This window comes from Bacillus sp. DB-2 (genome assembly GCF_003315125.1).
In the GTDB taxonomy this organism is placed as follows: Bacteria; Bacillota; Bacilli; order Bacillales; family Bacillaceae_G; genus Bacillus_A; species Bacillus_A mycoides.
Window position 1 is genome coordinate 25742 of record NZ_QNRN01000006.1, and the last position, 18309, is coordinate 44050.

Annotated in this window: 18 protein-coding genes; all 18 read left to right on the forward strand. The window is 38.2% G+C overall.

Annotated elements, in window-relative coordinates:
• The first annotated feature begins 10 nt into the window (after positions 1-10).
• The 18 genes from DET63_RS11555 to lepB all read left to right on the forward strand — a co-directional run bounded on the left by DET63_RS11555 (position 11) and on the right by lepB (position 18307).
• Positions 11-1687, forward strand: coding sequence for a DAK2 domain-containing protein (locus tag DET63_RS11555; RefSeq protein WP_113936790.1), 1677 nt, complete (start codon positions 11-13; stop codon positions 1685-1687).
• Between the two features lie 424 nt (positions 1688-2111).
• On the forward strand, positions 2112-4160 hold the full coding sequence (recG, locus tag DET63_RS11560; RefSeq protein WP_002088208.1) for an ATP-dependent DNA helicase RecG: 2049 nt from the start codon (positions 2112-2114) through the stop codon (positions 4158-4160).
• An 88-nt stretch (positions 4161-4248) separates the two neighbouring features.
• Positions 4249-4842, forward strand: a complete 594-nt coding sequence (gene fapR / locus DET63_RS11565; RefSeq protein WP_000747354.1) for a transcription factor FapR — start codon at positions 4249-4251, stop codon at positions 4840-4842.
• Entirely contained in the window at positions 4839-5831 is a 993-nt protein-coding gene (gene plsX / locus DET63_RS11570) for a phosphate acyltransferase PlsX (RefSeq protein ID WP_113936791.1), read from the forward strand. Before fapR ends, plsX begins: the two co-directional genes overlap by 4 nt.
• Before the next feature lie 14 nt (positions 5832-5845).
• Complete coding sequence (fabD, locus tag DET63_RS11575) at positions 5846-6790, forward strand: ACP S-malonyltransferase (RefSeq protein WP_113936792.1); 945 nt, start codon at positions 5846-5848, stop codon at positions 6788-6790.
• Positions 6790-7530: a 3-oxoacyl-[acyl-carrier-protein] reductase gene (fabG, locus tag DET63_RS11580; RefSeq protein WP_002014514.1), complete on the forward strand. Its 741-nt coding sequence runs from the start codon at positions 6790-6792 to the stop codon at positions 7528-7530. Before fabD ends, fabG begins: the two co-directional genes overlap by 1 nt.
• Before the next feature lie 69 nt (positions 7531-7599).
• Entirely contained in the window at positions 7600-7833 is a 234-nt protein-coding gene (gene acpP / locus DET63_RS11585) for an acyl carrier protein (protein WP_002014515.1), read from the forward strand.
• 58 nt (positions 7834-7891) lie between these two features.
• Entirely contained in the window at positions 7892-8629 is a 738-nt protein-coding gene (gene rncS / locus DET63_RS11590) for a ribonuclease III (protein WP_113936793.1), read from the forward strand.
• Positions 8630-8777: 148 nt separating this feature from the next.
• Positions 8778-12347, forward strand: coding sequence for a chromosome segregation protein SMC (smc, locus tag DET63_RS11595; protein WP_113936794.1), 3570 nt, complete (start codon positions 8778-8780; stop codon positions 12345-12347).
• Between the two features lie 14 nt (positions 12348-12361).
• On the forward strand, positions 12362-13351 hold the full coding sequence (ftsY, locus tag DET63_RS11600) for a signal recognition particle-docking protein FtsY (RefSeq protein ID WP_002088200.1): 990 nt from the start codon (positions 12362-12364) through the stop codon (positions 13349-13351).
• A 132-nt stretch (positions 13352-13483) separates the two neighbouring features.
• The gene (locus DET63_RS11605) at positions 13484-13816 is read left to right on the forward strand and encodes a putative DNA-binding protein (RefSeq protein WP_002033794.1); all 333 of its coding nucleotides are present in this window, start codon (positions 13484-13486) and stop codon (positions 13814-13816) included.
• Between the two features lie 12 nt (positions 13817-13828).
• Positions 13829-15178 (forward strand): signal recognition particle protein, encoded by a 1350-nt coding sequence (ffh, locus tag DET63_RS11610; RefSeq protein ID WP_002014519.1) that lies wholly within the window; start codon positions 13829-13831, stop codon positions 15176-15178.
• A 100-nt stretch (positions 15179-15278) separates the two neighbouring features.
• Positions 15279-15551 carry a 30S ribosomal protein S16 gene (gene rpsP, locus DET63_RS11615; RefSeq protein ID WP_113936795.1) on the forward strand — a complete coding sequence of 91 codons (273 nt, stop codon included), beginning with the start codon at positions 15279-15281 and terminating at the stop codon, positions 15549-15551.
• Between the two features lie 14 nt (positions 15552-15565).
• On the forward strand, positions 15566-15793 hold the full coding sequence (locus DET63_RS11620) for a KH domain-containing protein (protein ID WP_002088196.1): 228 nt from the start codon (positions 15566-15568) through the stop codon (positions 15791-15793).
• 121 nt (positions 15794-15914) lie between these two features.
• The gene (rimM, locus tag DET63_RS11625; protein WP_002014521.1) at positions 15915-16430 is read left to right on the forward strand and encodes a ribosome maturation factor RimM; all 516 of its coding nucleotides are present in this window, start codon (positions 15915-15917) and stop codon (positions 16428-16430) included.
• The gene (gene trmD, locus DET63_RS11630; RefSeq protein ID WP_002014522.1) at positions 16430-17164 is read left to right on the forward strand and encodes a tRNA (guanosine(37)-N1)-methyltransferase TrmD; all 735 of its coding nucleotides are present in this window, start codon (positions 16430-16432) and stop codon (positions 17162-17164) included. The genes rimM and trmD overlap by 1 nt, the downstream gene beginning before the upstream one ends.
• 146 nt (positions 17165-17310) lie before the next feature.
• On the forward strand, positions 17311-17655 hold the full coding sequence (gene rplS, locus DET63_RS11635) for a 50S ribosomal protein L19 (RefSeq protein WP_002014524.1): 345 nt from the start codon (positions 17311-17313) through the stop codon (positions 17653-17655).
• A gap of 100 nt (positions 17656-17755) precedes the next feature.
• A complete protein-coding gene (lepB, locus tag DET63_RS11640) occupies positions 17756-18307 on the forward strand; it encodes a signal peptidase I (protein WP_002088189.1) in 552 nt (183 codons plus the stop codon).
• Positions 18308-18309 lie beyond the last annotated feature (2 nt).

The window sequence follows — 18309 nt, forward strand, 5'->3', positions numbered from 1 at the left end:
AGGAAAATCTGTGTCAATTCAAAAAATTGATGGAAAACGTTTATCACAAATGATCATTCAAGGAGCCAATAATTTAACAAATAATGTTCAGCTTGTTGATGCATTAAACGTATTCCCAGTTCCAGATGGCGATACCGGTACAAACATGAACTTATCAATGACTTCAGGCGCGCGTGAAGTGAAAGCAAATCCTTCACAGCATGCTGGTAAAGTTGGTGTAAGTTTAGCCAAAGGATTATTAATGGGAGCTCGTGGTAACTCTGGGGTTATTTTATCTCAGTTATTCCGTGGTTTCTCTAAATCCATTGAACAAAAAGAAGAATTAACGACAGTTGATTTTGCTGCAGCTTTAGAAGCTGGAGTAGAGGCAGCTTACAAAGCGGTTATGAAACCAATTGAAGGAACGATTTTAACGGTTGCAAGAGAAACGGGTAAATATGCAGTGACAGTTGCGAAAAAACAGCGCGACTTTGTTTTGTTTATGGAAGACGTTGTAAAAGAAGCGAACGCATCGTTAAATCGTACGCCAGATTTATTACCTGTATTAAAACAAGTTGGCGTTGTAGATAGCGGTGGTAAAGGTCTTGTTGTTGTATATGAAGGGTTTTTAGCTGACTTAAAAGGAGAAACGATTTCTTCTAATATGCCTGCCCAATCATCTATGAATGACATGGTACGTGCAGAACATCACCGTAGTGTACAAAGCCAATTGAGTACAGAAGATATTAAGTATGGATATTGTACGGAATTCATGGTGAAATTAGAGCCTGAAAAAATGAAGGAACATAATTTCTCTGAACAAAAATTCCGTGAAGATATTAGTGTGTACGGAGATTCACTACTTGTTGTATCGGATGATGAGGTTGTAAAGGTTCATATTCATGCGGAACATCCTGGAGATCCTATGAACTATGGACAACGTTACGGTAGTCTAATTAAGATCAAAGTAGAAAATATGCGTGAACAGCATACTGCTTTATTAGATGAACCTACCATGGTACCTGAACAAACGAATCAGCCAATAGAGAAACAACCGTATGGTATTGTAACTGTAGCTATGGGATCGGGTATTAAAACTCTATTTGAGAGCATTGGTGCAACGAAAGTTATCGAAGGTGGCCAAACGATGAATCCGAGTACGGAGGATATTGTGAAGGCGATTGAAGAGGCGAATGCTGAAAAAATCATCATCTTACCAAATAACGGGAATATCGTGATGGCAGCAGAACAAGCAGCGTCAGTTGTAGAACAAGAAGTTATTGTTATTCGTTCAAAAACAGTTCCTCAAGGTATGGCTGCAATGTTAGCATTTAATCCAGTTGGAACGCTAGAAGAGAATGAAGAAAACATGAAAGAAGCTTTAGCTCATGTGAAAACAGGTCAGATTACGTATGCTGTTCGTGATACGGAAATTGACGGTGTAGCGATTCAAAAAGATGATTTCATGTGTATTGCAGATGGAAAAATTGTATCTACAAATGCTGAGAAAGTAGGAGCTGCAAAGCAATTACTAGAAGCGTTAATTGATGAGGATTCTGAAATCGTAACGATTCTACAAGGTGAAGATGCAACAGATGAAGAAGTGGCTAAATTAGTTGCGTTTGTAGAAGAGAACTTTGAAGATGCAGAAGTAGAAGTACATGCAGGGAACCAACCGGTGTATTCTTTCATCTTCTCTGTAGAATAAGAAAAGATTCGATTTGAAAATAAATGGGTTACTTACTTGCTAATGGATAAGAAATAGTGATATGAAGTTTATTACTAGTTTTTATCCAAAAGGCTAGCATATTGATGATAGAAAAGAGCCTTGCTGCTAATAGTGAGGCTCTTTTCTTACGTATTGTACAACTTTGTTTTATCCCGCTATTTGTGGGCGGTAAAACTTCCACCCCCTATATTCGGCTGGAGCAAAGAAGTTAAGTGGGAGAATAACTGCCCGTAACCCCCCAATGATTATAGTTTCACTTTATATAGAGGGATTAGAGTAGTTTCTCTTAGAATGCCTATGATAGAATATATAAGGTGAAAGAGAGCGATTACAGATGTCAATGATATTAATGGATAATCAATAGAATGAATCAAAGAAAATAATGTGACGGAGCGTGAGAATCTTGAATGAAGTTGTACAAGTTCCTGTTACGGATGTAAAGGGAATCGGAGGAGAAACATCTGAGTTGTTACACGAGATGGGAATTTATACAGTTTCTCATCTATTAGAACATTTTCCGTACCGCTATGAAGACTATGCGATGAAAGATCTTGCTGAAGTAAAGCATGACGAGCGTGTAACGGTTGAGGGGAAAGTTCATAGTGCTCCTTTACTGCAATATTATGGGAAGAAGAAGTCACGTCTTACAGTTCGTGTTCTCGTCGGTCGTTATTTAATTACAGCTGTATGTTTTAATAGACCATACTATAAACAAAAGTTAAATTTAGATGAAACGGTAACGATTACTGGTAAATGGGATCAGCATCGTCAAACAATTGCTGTATCAGAACTGAATTTCGGACCGGTTGTACGACAACAAGAAGTAGAACCTGTATATTCAGTGAAAGGAAAACTGACAGTAAAACAGATGCGCCGGTTTGTTGCACAAGCATTTAAGGAGTATGGAGATTCTATAGTCGAAGTGTTACCAGATGGTTTGTTAAGTCGATATAAATTATTATCACGCTATGAAGCGCTCAGAGGGTTACATTTTCCAGTGGGACAGGAAGACTTAAAGCAAGCGCGTCGCCGTTTTGTATATGAGGAGTTTTTCTTGTTTCAGTTGAAAATGCAAACATTACGGAAAATGGAAAGGGAAAACTCGAAAGGGACGAAAAAGGAAATTTCATTAGTAGAATTGCAAGAGTTTACTGATGCGCTTCCGTTTCCATTAACTGGCGCACAACGCCGGGTTGTAGATGAAATAATGAAAGATATGATATCTCCGTACCGAATGAATCGATTATTGCAAGGGGATGTAGGTTCTGGGAAAACAGTTGTGGCTGCGATTGCTCTTTATGCGGCGAAATTGGCTCATTATCAAGGTGCTTTGATGGTTCCTACAGAAATTTTAGCCGAGCAACATTATCAGTCGCTCGCGGAGACGTTTTCACATTTCGGTATGAAGGTTGAATTGCTAACAAGTTCTGTTAAAGGTGCGAGACGTCGAGAAATTTTGTCGAGATTAGAACAGGGAGAAGTAGACATCCTTGTTGGAACGCACGCTTTAATTCAAGACGAAGTTATATTTCATAGGTTAGGTCTCGTTATTACCGATGAACAGCATCGATTTGGTGTGGGGCAGCGCCGGGTTTTACGTGAGAAAGGTGAAAGTCCAGATGTATTGTTTATGACGGCGACCCCAATCCCGCGTACGTTAGCTATCACTGCATTTGGAGAGATGGACGTTTCTATTATTGACGAAATGCCAGCTGGTAGAAAGGTAATCGAAACGTACTGGGCAAAACATGATATGTTAGATCGTGTCCTCGGCTTTGTGGAGAAAGAGATAAAAAAAGGAAGACAGGCATATGTTATTTGCCCTCTTATTGAAGAGTCTGAGAAGCTTGATGTACAAAATGCTATCGACTTACATAGTATGCTGACTCATCATTATCAAGGGAAATGCCAAGTTGGATTAATGCATGGGAGACTATCATCTCAAGAAAAAGAAGAGATAATGGGACAGTTTAGTGAAAATAAAGTGCAAATTCTTGTGTCGACAACAGTTGTTGAAGTAGGCGTGAATGTACCAAATGCGACTGTTATGGTTATTTATGACGCGGAACGTTTCGGTTTATCGCAGCTCCATCAGCTGAGGGGGCGTGTTGGGCGTGGTAGTGAACAATCATATTGTTTATTAATTGCGGACCCGAAATCAGAAACGGGAAAAGAAAGAATGCGCATTATGACTGAAACAAATGATGGATTTGTATTGTCAGAAAAAGATTTAGAGTTACGAGGTCCTGGGGATTTCTTTGGAAGTAAGCAAAGTGGTCTACCAGAATTTAAGGTTGCTGATATGGTACATGATTATCGGGCGTTAGAAACAGCAAGACAAGATGCAGCGATACTAGTTGATTCAGAAGCGTTTTGGCATAATGATCAGTATGCTTCGCTGCGTACTTATCTTGATGGGACAGGTGTGTTCCAGGGAGAGAAGCTCGATTAAAAGGAGTCTGCAAAAGTTTTTGTTGCATTCTACTTTTAATGATTATATACTACTTTTAGTACCTAGTCATAAAAATGGATGGTGCGGTATGAAAAAAAGAAGAAGTAAAAAAGAAAGACAAGAATTATTACAACAAACAATAGAAACGAATCCTTTTATAACGGATGAAGATTTAGCGGAAAAATTTCAAGTGAGCATACAAACTGTTCGTCTTGATCGTATGGAATTATCTATTCCTGAATTAAGAGAACGAATTAAGCATGTGGCTACAAAACAACATGAAGAAGATGTGAAATCTTTACCGTTAGAAGAGGTTGTCGGAGAAATTATTGATATAGAATTAGATAGACATGCGATTTCTATCTTTGAAGTAAAGGTGGAACATGTATTTAAAAGAAATCAAATTGCTCGTGGGCATCATTTGTTTGCACAAGCAAACTCACTAGCTGTTGCGGTTATTGATGAAGAATTAGCTTTAACTGCAAAGTCCACCATTCGATATATTCGTCCTGTAAAATTAGGAGAGCGTGTTGTTGCAAAAGTACGTGTTGAAGATGTAGAGAATGATAAAGGACGGACGGTTGTCAAAGTGCGTAGCTTTGTTGGAGAAGAACTTGTCTTTACAGGCACTTTTGAAATGTATCGATCTAGTAATTATAGTGAGGAAGGTAACAACTTATGAAAATCGCAATAGATGTAATGGGCGGCGATCATGCACCAAAGGCTGTAGTATTAGGAGCAATGAAAGCTATTAAGGAATACTCAGATTTACATATTACGTTAGTAGGGAAAGAAGAGGGGATTCGTCAATATTTAACGAGTGAAGAGCGAATTACTATACTTCATACGGACGAAAAAATCGAATCGACAGACGAACCAGTAAGAGCGGTTCGTCGAAAAAAACAAGCTTCAATGGTACTAGCGGCGCAGCAAGTAAAAGACGGCGTAGCGGATGCTTGTATATCAGCAGGTAGTACAGGAGCTTTGATGGCAGCTGGATTGTTTGTTGTTGGTCGTATGGAAGGAATTGAACGACCAGCTTTATCGCCTACAATGCCAACTGTTGATGGAGAAGGTTTTGTTATGTTAGATGTTGGAGCCAACGTTGATGCAAAACCAATTCATTTATATCAATATGCAGTAATGGGCTCTGTTTACGCAGAGAAGGTAAGAGGAATTAAAAATCCACGCGTTGGACTTTTAAACGTTGGAACAGAGGATGGTAAAGGAAACGAGCTTTCAAAACAAGTCTTTGCTATGCTCAAGGATGCACCAATTAATTTCGTTGGAAACGTTGAATCAAGAGATTTATTGCAAGGTGTAGCAGACGTTGTTGTATGTGATGGTTTTACGGGTAATGTAGCGCTAAAATCATTAGAAGGAACAGCACTTGCGTTATTTTCTATGTTAAAAGAACAATTAATGAGTTCGTTAACGAGCAAATTAGCAGCAGCGGTATTAAAACCAAAACTTATGGTATTGAAAGATAAAATGGATTATTCGGAGTATGGAGGAGCGGCGTTGTTTGGATTGAAAGCTCCTGTCATTAAGGCTCACGGTTCTTCTAATGACCAATCGATATTTAGTGCGATCCGTCAAACGAGAGAAATGGTAGCGAAAGAAGTAATTCCTACAATTTCAAGTGTAATGGAGAAGGAGCCGCTTCAATAAGAGGAGGATTTGAAATGGGAAAAATAGCATTTCTTTTTCCGGGCCAAGGTTCACAGGCAGTTGGAATGGGTAGACAGTTAGCGGAGAATAATAAAGAGGTTGCGAAAGTGTTTGCAAAAGCGGATGAGGTTTTGCATGATTCTCTTTCAGAAGTGATTTTTGAAGGACCGCAAGAAAATTTAACATTAACGACAAATGCGCAGCCGGCACTATTAACAACGAGCTTTGCAATTTTAACAGCTTTGAAGGAGTATGATATTACACCTGATTTTGTCGCAGGACATAGTTTAGGTGAATATAGCGCTCTTGTAGCTGCTGGTGCATTAACATTCGAAGACGCTGTATATGCTGTAAGGAAACGCGGGGAATATATGGAAGAAGCTGTTCCAGGCGGGGAAGGTGCAATGGCAGCTATTTTAGGTGCGGATCCGGATATGCTGAAACGAGTTACAGAAGAAGTAACAAGTGAAGGATATGCAGTACAAATTGCTAATATGAATAGTACGAAGCAAATTGTTATTTCTGGAACAAAGCAAGGAGTAGAACTTGCTTCTCAAAGAGCGAAAGAAAATGGTGCTAAAAGAGCAATTCCGCTCAAAGTAAGTGGACCGTTTCATTCCTCGCTTATGAAACCAGCTGCTGAGAAATTCCAAAGTGTTTTAAATGAAATTACAATTCAAGACACGAATATTCCTGTTATTGCAAATGTTACGGCAGATGTTATTACGAGTGGTACAGATATTCAAGCAAAGCTAATTGAACAGCTCTATTCGCCTGTATTATGGTACCCATCTATTGAGTATATGGTGAATCAAGGGGTAGATACATTTATTGAAATCGGACCTGGAAAAGTACTTGCTGGTCTTATGAAGTCGATTGATTCTTCAGTGAAAGCATATGCGGTATATGATGAAGAGACATTAAAAGATACCATTTCAAATTTGAGAGGAGAAAGCTGATGTTAAAAGGGAAAGTAGCATTAGTAACTGGTGCTTCACGTGGGATTGGTCGTGCGATTGCTATTGATTTAGCGAAACAAGGGGCAAATGTTGTAGTAAATTATGCTGGTAATGAGCAAAAGGCGAATGAAGTAGTTGATGAAATAAAGAAATTAGGTTCAGATGCCATTGCAGTAAGAGCAGATGTTGCAAATGCTGATGATGTTACTGCAATGGTGAAACAAACTGTAGATACGTTTGGACAAGTTGATATTCTTGTAAATAACGCTGGTGTAACAAAAGATAATTTATTAATGCGTATGAAAGAAGAAGAATGGGATACAGTTATTAATACAAACTTAAAAGGTGTTTTCTTATGTACGAAAGCAGTATCGCGCTATATGATGCGTCAACGTCATGGACGTATTATTAATATCGCTTCTGTTGTTGGTGTAACAGGAAACCCAGGACAAGCAAATTATGTTGCTGCTAAAGCTGGTGTAATTGGATTAACAAAAACATCAGCAAAAGAATTAGCGAGCCGAAATATTACTGTAAATGCAATTGCTCCAGGGTTTATTGCGACTGATATGACGGATGTATTAGATGAAAATATAAAAGCCGAAATGTTAAAATTAATTCCTGCAGCTCAGTTTGGAGAAGCACAAGATATCGCAAATACTGTAACGTTTTTTGCTTCTGATCAAAGTAAATATGTTACAGGTCAAACGTTAAATGTTGATGGCGGTATGGTAATGTAATAAAAGAATCGATTTCACCTAGTTTTTTTGGACAATATTTTATATAATATTTGAGGGGAGGTGAATAGAATGGCAGATGTTTTAGAGCGTGTAACCAAAATTGTCGTTGATCGTTTAGGAGTAGAAGAAACTGAAGTAGTACCAGCTGCAAGCTTCAAAGAAGATTTAGGCGCAGACTCCCTAGATGTAGTAGAACTTGTAATGCAATTAGAAGATGAATTTGAAATGGAAATTTCTGATGAAGATGCTGAAAAGATTGCTACTGTTGGCGATGCTGTGACTTACATAGAGAGTCATCTATAATGCTTAAGTGAAGTCCCGTTTTTTAACGGGGCTTCTCGGCTTATATCTGGAGGGACCTATGCCGTACCGAAAACATAAAGAAAAAAAATACGAAGCAAAATATCGTGAAGCTTTTAAAGTATTTCAAGAAAAGATAGGTATTACGTTTACAGATGAAAAATTATTGATTCAAGCATTTACGCATTCATCGTATGTGAATGAGCATCGAAAAAAACCGCATGAGGACAATGAGCGTCTTGAGTTTCTTGGCGATGCTGTATTGGAACTCACTGTATCACAGTATCTGTTTCAAAAATATCCGACAATGAGCGAAGGAGAGTTAACAAAACTACGTGCAGCTATTGTATGTGAGCCATCTCTTGTTCGTTTTGCAAACGAAATGTCATTTGGTAGCCTTGTTTTATTAGGGAAAGGTGAGGAAATGACGGGTGGACGTGAACGACCAGCTTTATTAGCGGATGTCTTTGAAGCGTTTATTGGTGCCCTTTATCTTGATCAAGGGCTAGAAACAGTTTGGGGATACTTAAAAGAAGTTGTATATCCAAAAATTAATGAAGGTGCTTTTTCTCATGTGATGGATTATAAGAGTCAATTGCAAGAATTGATTCAGCGTGATGGTAGTGGCAATATTGAGTATCAAATTTTGCAAGAAAAAGGACCGGCCCACAACCGAGAATTTGTGTCCCGTGTAACTTTAAATAATGAGGCATTAGGTCTTGGAAGTGGTAAGTCAAAAAAAGAGGCAGAGCAACAAGCTGCTGCAGAAGCATTGAAAAAATTAAAAGAACAATCATGAGGAATCCCCCTTTGAATGAGGGGGATTCCTTATGCATAGAATGAAACTTTCCTTTTATTTATAAATAAAAGGAGTGGGAAATCCGTATAGTAGTTTGTTTTCGTACAAACAACGTTTACAACAACGGAGAATAGGAGGAAGGCCTTTCGTGTTTTTAAAAAGATTAGAAATAGCAGGATTTAAGTCTTTTGCTGAGCGTGTATCTGTCGATTTTGTTCCAGGTGTAACTTCTGTAGTAGGACCTAACGGGAGCGGGAAAAGTAATATTACTGATGCAATTCGCTGGGTACTTGGTGAACAATCTGCAAAGTCATTACGCGGTGCAAAGATGGAGGATATTATTTTTGCCGGCAGTGATACGAGAAGAGCGGTTAATGTTGCTGAAGTTACATTAACTTTAAATAATGAAGACCAACGCTTACCGATTGAGTATAACGAGGTGTGTGTAACGCGTCGTGTATCTCGTTCGGGTGATAGTGATTTTTATATTAATAAACAATCTTGTAGATTAAAAGATATTATTGATTTATTTATGGACTCTGGTATGGGAAGGGAAGCTTTTTCGATTATTAGCCAGGGGAAAGTCGAAGAGATTTTGAGTAGTAAATCAGAAGAACGTCGTGGTGTATTTGAAGAAGCTGCGGGTGTGCTGAAATACAAACTTCGTAAAAAGAAAGCTGAAGGGAAATTGGCGGAAACACAAGAAAACTTAAATCGTGTACAAGATATTATTCACGAATTAAGTAGTCAAGTAGAACCACTAGAAAGACAAGCTTCTATTGCGAAAGATTATCTTGAGAAAAAAGAAGAATTAGAGAAAGTAGAAGCTGCGCTTATTGTACATGAAATTGAAGAATTACATGAAAAGTGGGAAGCGCTTCGAAATCAATTTGGGCATAATAAAGATGAAGAAGCTAAAATGTCGGCGAACTTACAAAAAAGTGAAGAAGAGCTTGAGGAATTACGCGGGCAATTACAAGCCGTTGATGAATCTGTAAATTCCTTACAAGAAGTTCTACTTCTGTCTAGTAAAGAACTAGAAAAACTAGAAGGGCAACGCGAGCTGTTAAAGGAAAGAAAGCAAAATGCAACGACACATTGTGCGCAGCTTGAAAAGCTAATTGTTGAGTTAACAGAGAAAACTACAAGTTATGATGGCGAAATTGAAACAAGTACAGAAGCTTTAATGCAATTTGTGAATCAAGTAAAAGAGTTGGAGAAGAAATTGCATGATAACGAGCAATTACTTGCGACTTTTGCTGAGAATTTAGAGGAACAAATTGAGAATTTAAAAGGTGACTATATTGAACTTTTAAATCAACAAGCAAGTCTTCGTAATGAATTATCTATGATTGAAGAACAATCAAAACAGCAAAACTCTAAAAACGAACGACTTGATGAAGAAAATGAAAAGTATGTACAGATGCGTGTGGAAATTACAGCAAAAAAGGCGAAACTTGTAGACAGTTATGAGCAAGCGAGAGAGAAAATAGCTGGCATTATTTCTAACATACAGAAGACAGAAATGGCACTTGGGAAATGTAAGTCACAGTATAGTGAAAATGAAACGAAACTGTATCAAGCGTATCAATTTGTGCAACAGGCGCGCTCTCGGAAAGAAATGTTAGAAGAGATGCAAGAGGACTACTCTGGCTTCTATCAAGGGGTACGTGAAGTATTAAAGGCTAGAGAAAATAGACTACAAGGTATTGAGGGAGCTGTTGCAGAACTTCTGACTGTGCCGAAAGAATATGAAATCGCAATGGAAATCGCCCTTGGGGCAGCGATGCAACATATCGTAGTACAAACAGAAGAGCATGCTCGTAATGCAATTGCATTTTTAAAGCAAAATAAACATGGCCGTGCAACGTTTTTACCTCAAGCTGTTATTAAAAGCCGATCGCTATCATTTGATCAATTACGCATTGTGAATCAGCATCCATCGTTTGTCGGTGTAGCGGCAGAACTTGTGCAGTACAATAATAAATATGAGAATGTAGTTTCAAGTTTATTAGGTACAGTTGTTGTTGCGAAAGATTTACGCGGAGCAAATGAGTTAGCGAAACAACTGCAATACCGCTATCGTATTGTAACACTCGAAGGTGACGTAGTGAACCCGGGTGGTTCTATGACGGGTGGAGCTGTAAAACAGGCGAAATCCTCTTTATTGGGACGTCAACGTGAACTTGAAGAGTGGACTAAGAAGCTAACTGACATGGAAGAAAAAACAACGAAGCTAGAAAACTTTGTTAAAGCAGTAAAGCAAGAGATTCAAGAAAAAGAAGTACAAATACGAGAGCTACGCCAAGGTGTAGAGACCGAACGTGTAGATGAACAGAAGCTAAGAGAAGAAATTAATCGTTTAGAATTAGATGAACATCGTATTAATGATCGTTTATCGATTTACGATTTAGAGATTGAAGGATTTTTACAAGATCAAGTAAAAATGCAAGGGCGCAAAGAAGAGTTAGAAAAGATTTTAGCGACTCTTCAAGCTGAGATTGGGGAATTAGATAGCAAAATCGTCGTTTTAACGAAACAAAAAAGTGAACAATATTCTTCAAAAGAAAAAGTTCAGAAGGAAATGACGGAGCTAAAAGTACAAGCTGCTGAACAACAACAACGTTTGTCTAATCAAAAAGAAAAAGTCGAACGATTGACGAAGGAAAAAGAAGAGACTGATGCGACGCTTGTAAAAACGAAAGAAGATTTAGCGTTCTTAAAGCAAGAGATGACATCTAATTCAAGTGGCGAAGAACAAATTACGAATATGATTGAGAAGAAAGCGTATGATCGTAATCAAACTTCGGAGTTAATTCGTTCTCGTCGTGAACAACGCGTATCATTGCAAGAAAGAGTCGAGCATTTAGAGCGCGGTGTGAAAGAAACAATAGGTAAACATAAATATATTCTTGAGATGCTGAAAGATCAAGAAGTGAAAATTAACCGACTTGATGTAGAGCTGGAAAATAGATTGCAACATTTACGTGAAACATATACTATTTCATTTGAAGCAGCAAAACTTAAGTATACAATGATGATGCCTGCAGAAGATGCACGTAAAAAGGTGAAACTAATTAAACTATCCATTGAAGAGTTAGGCGCAGTAAATTTAGGGGCAATTGATGAGTATGAACGTGTAGCAGAGCGCCATACATTCTTATTAGAGCAAAGAGATGACCTAGAAGAAGCGAAATCGACATTGCATCAACTTATTACGGAAATGGATGAAGAGATGAAAAAACGCTTTTCTACTACGTTCGAAGGGATTCGAACAGAGTTTCAATCTGTATTCTCTGAATTATTCGGGGGCGGTAGAGCGGATTTAGTAATGACAAACCCAGAAGATTTACTAAATACGGGTATTGATATTGTAGCGCAACCACCAGGGAAGAAACTACAAAATTTAGGTTTACTTTCAGGGGGAGAGCGTGCTTTAACGGCAATTGCGCTCTTATTTGGTATTTTAAAAGTACGCCCAGTTCCATTCTGTGTTCTAGATGAAGTGGAAGCAGCTCTTGATGAGGCAAACGTTGCTCGTTTTGCGCAGTATTTAAAGAAATTTAGTGATGAAACGCAGTTTATTGTAATTACACACCGAAAAGGTACAATGGAAGAGTCTGATGTATTGTACGGTGTAACAATGCAAGAATCAGGGGTGTCGAAGCTTGTTTCTGTTCGTTTAGATGATGGCGAAGAACTTGTTGCAAGTAGATAGGAAGGATGGGAAGTATGAGCTTTTTAAAAAAATTAAAAGAAAAAATTTCAAAACAAACGGATACGGTAACAGAGAAGTTTAAACAAGGATTAGAAAAAACGAGAAATTCATTTGCTGATAAAGTAAATGACTTAGTGTACCGTTACCGCAAAATAGACGAAGATTTCTTTGAAGAATTAGAAGAAATTTTAATTAGTGCGGATGTCGGAGTTTCGACAGTGATGGAATTAATTGATCAGTTGAAAGAAGAAGTGCAACGTCGTAACATTCAAGATCCGAAAGAAGTACAGGCTGTTATTTCTGAAAAGCTAGTGGGCATTTACAAAGGTGACAGCGATTTTAGTAATGAAGTTAATATACAAGAGGATCAATTAACAGTAGTTTTATTTGTTGGTGTGAATGGTGTGGGGAAAACGACGACGATTGGTAAGCTTGCACATAAATTTAAATCAGAAGGTAAGTCTGTCCTATTGGCGGCAGGAGATACATTCCGTGCTGGGGCGATTGAGCAATTAGAAGTATGGGGCGATCGTGTTGGTGTAGAAGTAATTAAGCAAGGATCAGGATCTGATCCAGCGGCTGTTATGTATGATGCTGTACAAGCGGCAAAGGCCCGTAAAGTGGATGTATTGCTATGTGATACAGCGGGACGCTTACAAAATAAAGTAAACTTAATGAATGAGTTAGAGAAAGTGAAGCGTGTAATTGAGCGTGAAGTACCAGGGGCTCCTCATGAAGTATTACTTGTTATTGATGCAACAACAGGGCAAAATGGTTTAAGCCAAGCGAAAACATTCCGTGAAGCAACGAATGTTACTGGTATTGTTTTAACGAAGTTAGATGGAACTGCTAAAGGTGGTATCGTCTTAGCGATTCGTAACGAAATGGATGTTCCGGTGAAATTTGTTGGGCTAGGAGAGCAAATGGATGATCTGCAACAGTTTGATCCAGAACAATATGTTTATGGTTTGTTTGCGAACGTAGTAGAAACAGAAGAAGTGTAAGTGAAAGAAGTGGTATTTCCGCTTCTTTTTTTATAAAAATATGTGATGTTAAGAAAAAAACTTGACACTCTTTTATACTCCATGTAAACTAAGTCATGTAAAGGGAAATCACTTAACAAAGGATGATCCAACATGCTCGAGAAAACAACGAGAATGAACTATTTATTTGATTTTTATCAATCGTTGTTAACGCAAAAACAAAGAAGTTATATGTCGCTTTATTATCTAGATGATTTATCTCTTGGTGAAATTGCGGAAGAATTTGATGTAAGTCGCCAAGCCGTGTATGATAACATTAAACGGACTGAAGCGATGCTTGAAGAATATGAAGATAAATTAGTATTACTTCAAAAGTTTCAAGAGCGACAGCGACTTGTTGCAAAGCTAAAACAGCTACTCAGCGAAGAAGAGCATGTGAATGAAGAAATGAAACAAGTTGTTGAAGCTATCGAAAAATTAGATTAGGAGGGCGGCAATATGGCATTTGAAGGATTAGCCGACCGACTTCAACAGACAATGCAAAAAATCCGCGGCAAAGGAAAAGTTTCTGAAGCCGATGTAAAAGAAATGATGAGAGAAGTTCGTCTAGCTCTTTTAGAAGCGGATGTTAACTTTAAAGTAGTAAAAGATTTTATAAAGCGTGTGTCTGAGCGTGCTGTCGGACAAGATGTAATGAAAAGTTTGACACCTGGACAACAAGTAATTAAAATCGTACAGGAAGAACTTACAGAACTTATGGGCGGAGAGCAAAGCAAAATTGCTGTTGCTAATAAGCCACCTACTGTTATAATGATGGTTGGTCTGCAAGGTGCGGGTAAAACAACGACGACAGGTAAGCTTGCAAATTTGCTTCGTAAAAAGCATAATCGTAAACCGATGCTTGTTGCAGCGGATATTTACCGTCCAGCAGCGATTAAACAGCTTGAAACATTAGGGAAGCAATTGGACATGCCTGTTTTCTCTTTAGGAGATCAAGTAAGTCCGGTTGAAATTGCGAAACAAGCGATTGCGAAAGCAAAAGAAGATCATCACGATTACGTTTTAATCGATACAGCGGGTCGCCTGCATATTGATGAAGAACTAATGGGTGAATTAGCGAAAGTCAAAGAAGTTGCGAAGCCGGATGAAATTTTCCTTGTTGTCGATGCGATGACAGGACAAGACGCGGTAAATGTAGCACAAAGTTTCCATGAACAGTTAGGATTAACAGGTGTTGTACTAACGAAATTAGATGGTGATACGCGCGGTGGTGCGGCATTATCTATTAAGGCTGTAACAAATACACCAATTAAATTTGCTGGTATGGGTGAAAAACTAGATGCAATTGAAGCGTTCCATCCAGAACGTATGGCATCCCGTATTTTAGGGATGGGCGACGTCTTAACATTAATTGAAAAAGCGCAAGCTACAGTTGATGAAGAGAAAGCAAAAGAACTTGAGCAAAAAATGCGTACGCTTTCGTTTACGCTTGACGATTTCCTAGAACAACTTGGACAAGTGCGTCAACTTGGACCACTTGACGAATTGTTAGGAATGCTTCCTGGTGCAAATAAAATTAAAGGGCTGAAAAATGCACAAGTTGATGAAAAACAAATTGGGCATATTGAGGCAATTATTCGTTCTATGACTAAAGTAGAACGAGAACAACCGGAAATAATCAATGCTAGTCGTAAAAAGCGCATTGCCAAAGGTAGCGGTACAACGGTACAAGAAATCAATCGTCTAATCAAGCAATTTGATGATATGAAAAAAATGATGAAGACGATGACGGGAATGCAAAAAGGTAAGAAAAAAGGACTAGGTGGATTGAAGTTTCCATTCATGTAAGGAAAAAAGATGGCTCTGTTAAGAAAAAATACTTTACAAAGCAATAGTCTTTTTGCTAATATAATTATCTGTGTGAAATAAATTCGGAGGTGCTTTATAAATGGCAGTTAAAATTCGTTTAAAACGTATGGGAGCTAAAAAAACTCCTTTCTATCGTGTAGTTGTTGCAGATTCTCGTTCTCCTCGTGACGGACGTTTCATTGAGGAAATCGGTACTTACAATCCGGTTGCTCAACCAGCGGAAATTAAGATCAACGAAGAAGCAGCATTAAAATGGTTAGGAAATGGTGCTAAACCATCTGATACAGTTCGTAACCTTTTCTCTAACCAAGGTATCATGGAGAAATTCCACTTATCTAAACAAGGTAAGTAATTGAGGCAATGACAATGAAAATGTTAGTCGAGACAATTGTTAAACCTCTTGTGGATCATCCTGGAGATGTAAAAGTTACACAGGAACTTTGCAACGGAGAAATAAAGTATCGATTAACTGTACATCCTGAGGATGTTGGAAAAGTCATTGGAAAGCAAGGGAAAGTTGCGAAAGCGATTAGAATGCTCTTGTATTCAGTGGGACATCATAATGATGAGAACGTCACACTGGAAATTCAATAAACGTAAAAAGGGCGAGGAGTTATTTCCTCTCCCTTTTTTAACATTTAAAGAGAAATTGCATGTTCCATATATAAAATGGAAATGCTTAATTTATATAGAAACCAGGGGTGACATACTATTTATGACAAAGTGGTTTAATGTAGGGAAAATTGTAAATACTCATGGCGTAAAAGGAGAAATTCGTGTTATTTCTCGTACTGATTTTCCAGAAGAGCGATATAAAGTAGGGAACACGTTATACATATGGGATGAGAAAGGTACAGACTATCTTACAGTGAAGGTAACTTCTCATCGTCAACATAAGACATTTGATTTATTAACACTTGAAGGATACAACAATGTAGATGAAGTAGAGAAGTTAAAAGGTTCTTTAATAAAAGTACCAGAAGAGCAGTTAGGCGAACTAGCTGAAGGCGAATACTACTACCATGAAATTATTGGTTGCAACGTTGTAACGGAAGAAGGAGAAGCGTTAGGGACAATCAAAGAGATTCTATCTCCTGGTGCGAATGACGTTTGGGTGATTAAACGTCCAAAGGGTCAAGATTTGTTAATTCCTTATATTGATGACGTTGTACTTCAAGTTAACATTGAAAATAAATTAGTAACCATTCATGTAATGGAAGGGCTACTATAATGAAAATTGACATTTTAACATTGTTTCCAGATATGTTTACGGGTGTATTTGGGTCTTCAATTTTAAAGAAAGCACAAGAAAAAGAAGCGGTAGAGCTTCGTGTTGTCAATTTTCGTGAGTATACAACTAGTAAGCATAATAGTGTAGATGATTATCCGTATGGTGGGGGCGCTGGTATGGTATTAACCCCACAGCCTATCTTTGACGCAGTAGAAGAGTTAACGAAGGAAACAGACCGTAAGCCGAGAATCGTCTTAATGTGTCCACAAGGAGAGCGTTTCACGCAGAAGAAGGCAGAAGAGCTTGCTGGAGAAGAGCATGTTATTTTTGTATGTGGCCATTATGAAGGATACGATGAACGAATTCGTGAGCATCTTGTAACAGATGAGATTTCTATTGGGGATTACGTATTAACGGGTGGAGAATTGGCTTCTATGGTAGTCACTGACAGTGTTGTACGTCTTTTGCCAGGAGTACTTGGGAATCAAACGTCACAAGTGGAAGACTCTTTTAGCACAGGTTTGTTAGAGCACCCACATTATACACGTCCTGCTGATTTTCGTGGTATGAAGGTACCGGATGTACTAATGTCAGGAAATCATAAAAACATTGATGAATGGCGCCATAAAGAGTCACTACGTCGTACGTACACACGTAGACCGGATTTACTGGAAGAACGAGAATTATCTAAGCAAGAAGAGAAATGGCTGGAACAGATTAAAGAAGACCGATAAGGGCTTGATATATTTTCTATTGCAACAGTCCTAGCAATATGCTATTATAACATTTGTGCTACTGAAATCAGTAGCCGTATTAACGATGTTCCGCTGTAATTTAATAAGACTTTATAAGAGCATCTGTTTAAAGGAGAGAATTTAATATGCAACAATTAATCACAGAAATCACAAAAGGCCAATTGAAAACTGACCTTCCTTCATTCCGTCCTGGAGACACTTTACGTGTACACGTAAAAGTAGTTGAGGGAACTCGTGAAAGAATTCAGCTTTTCGAAGGTGTTGTAATTAAACGTCGTGGTGGCGGAATCAGTGAAACATTCACAGTTCGTAAGATTTCTTACGGTGTAGGTGTTGAGCGTACATTCCCAGTTCACACGCCAAGAATCGCGAACATCGAAGTACTTCGCCGTGGTAAAGTACGTCGTGCTAAGTTATACTACTTACGTAACCTTCGCGGTAAAAAAGCACGTATTAAAGAAATTCGATAAGACATGTATGGGAGCTTGTAAATACACAAGCTCCCTTTTTCCAATCTATATGAAATTTTGGTATAATACGAGCAGCTTACATAACAGTGGAGGGGAAAGCATGAAGAAAGAGAAGAGCTCACTTTGGGAATGGATCAAAGCAATTTTGATTGCTGTTGTATTAGCGGGCGTAATTAGACAGTTTTTCTTTGCCCCAATTCTCGTAGACGGTGTATCGATGTCGCCGACTTTACATGACCGTGATCGAATGATTGTTAATAAAATTGGCTATCACATAGGTGATCCGAAACGCTTTGATATTATTGTATTCCGAGCGACGGAAGAAAAAGATTATATTAAGCGTATTATTGGCCTGCCAGGCGACGAAATCGAATACCGTAATGATAAACTATATGTTAACGGGAAACCTTATGAGGAGCCGTATTTAGATAAGCAGAAAAAACAACTTGCTGACGGACCGCTTACATATGATTTTACTCTTGAAGAAATGACAGGAAAGAAAACTGTTCCAGAAGGTCAATTATTTGTTTTAGGCGATAATCGTCGTTTTAGTAAAGATAGCCGTTCGATTGGTACAATTTCAATGGACCAAATGATAGGTAAAGCAAATATGCTATATTGGCCGTTAAAAGATGCACGTATTGTGAAATAAAA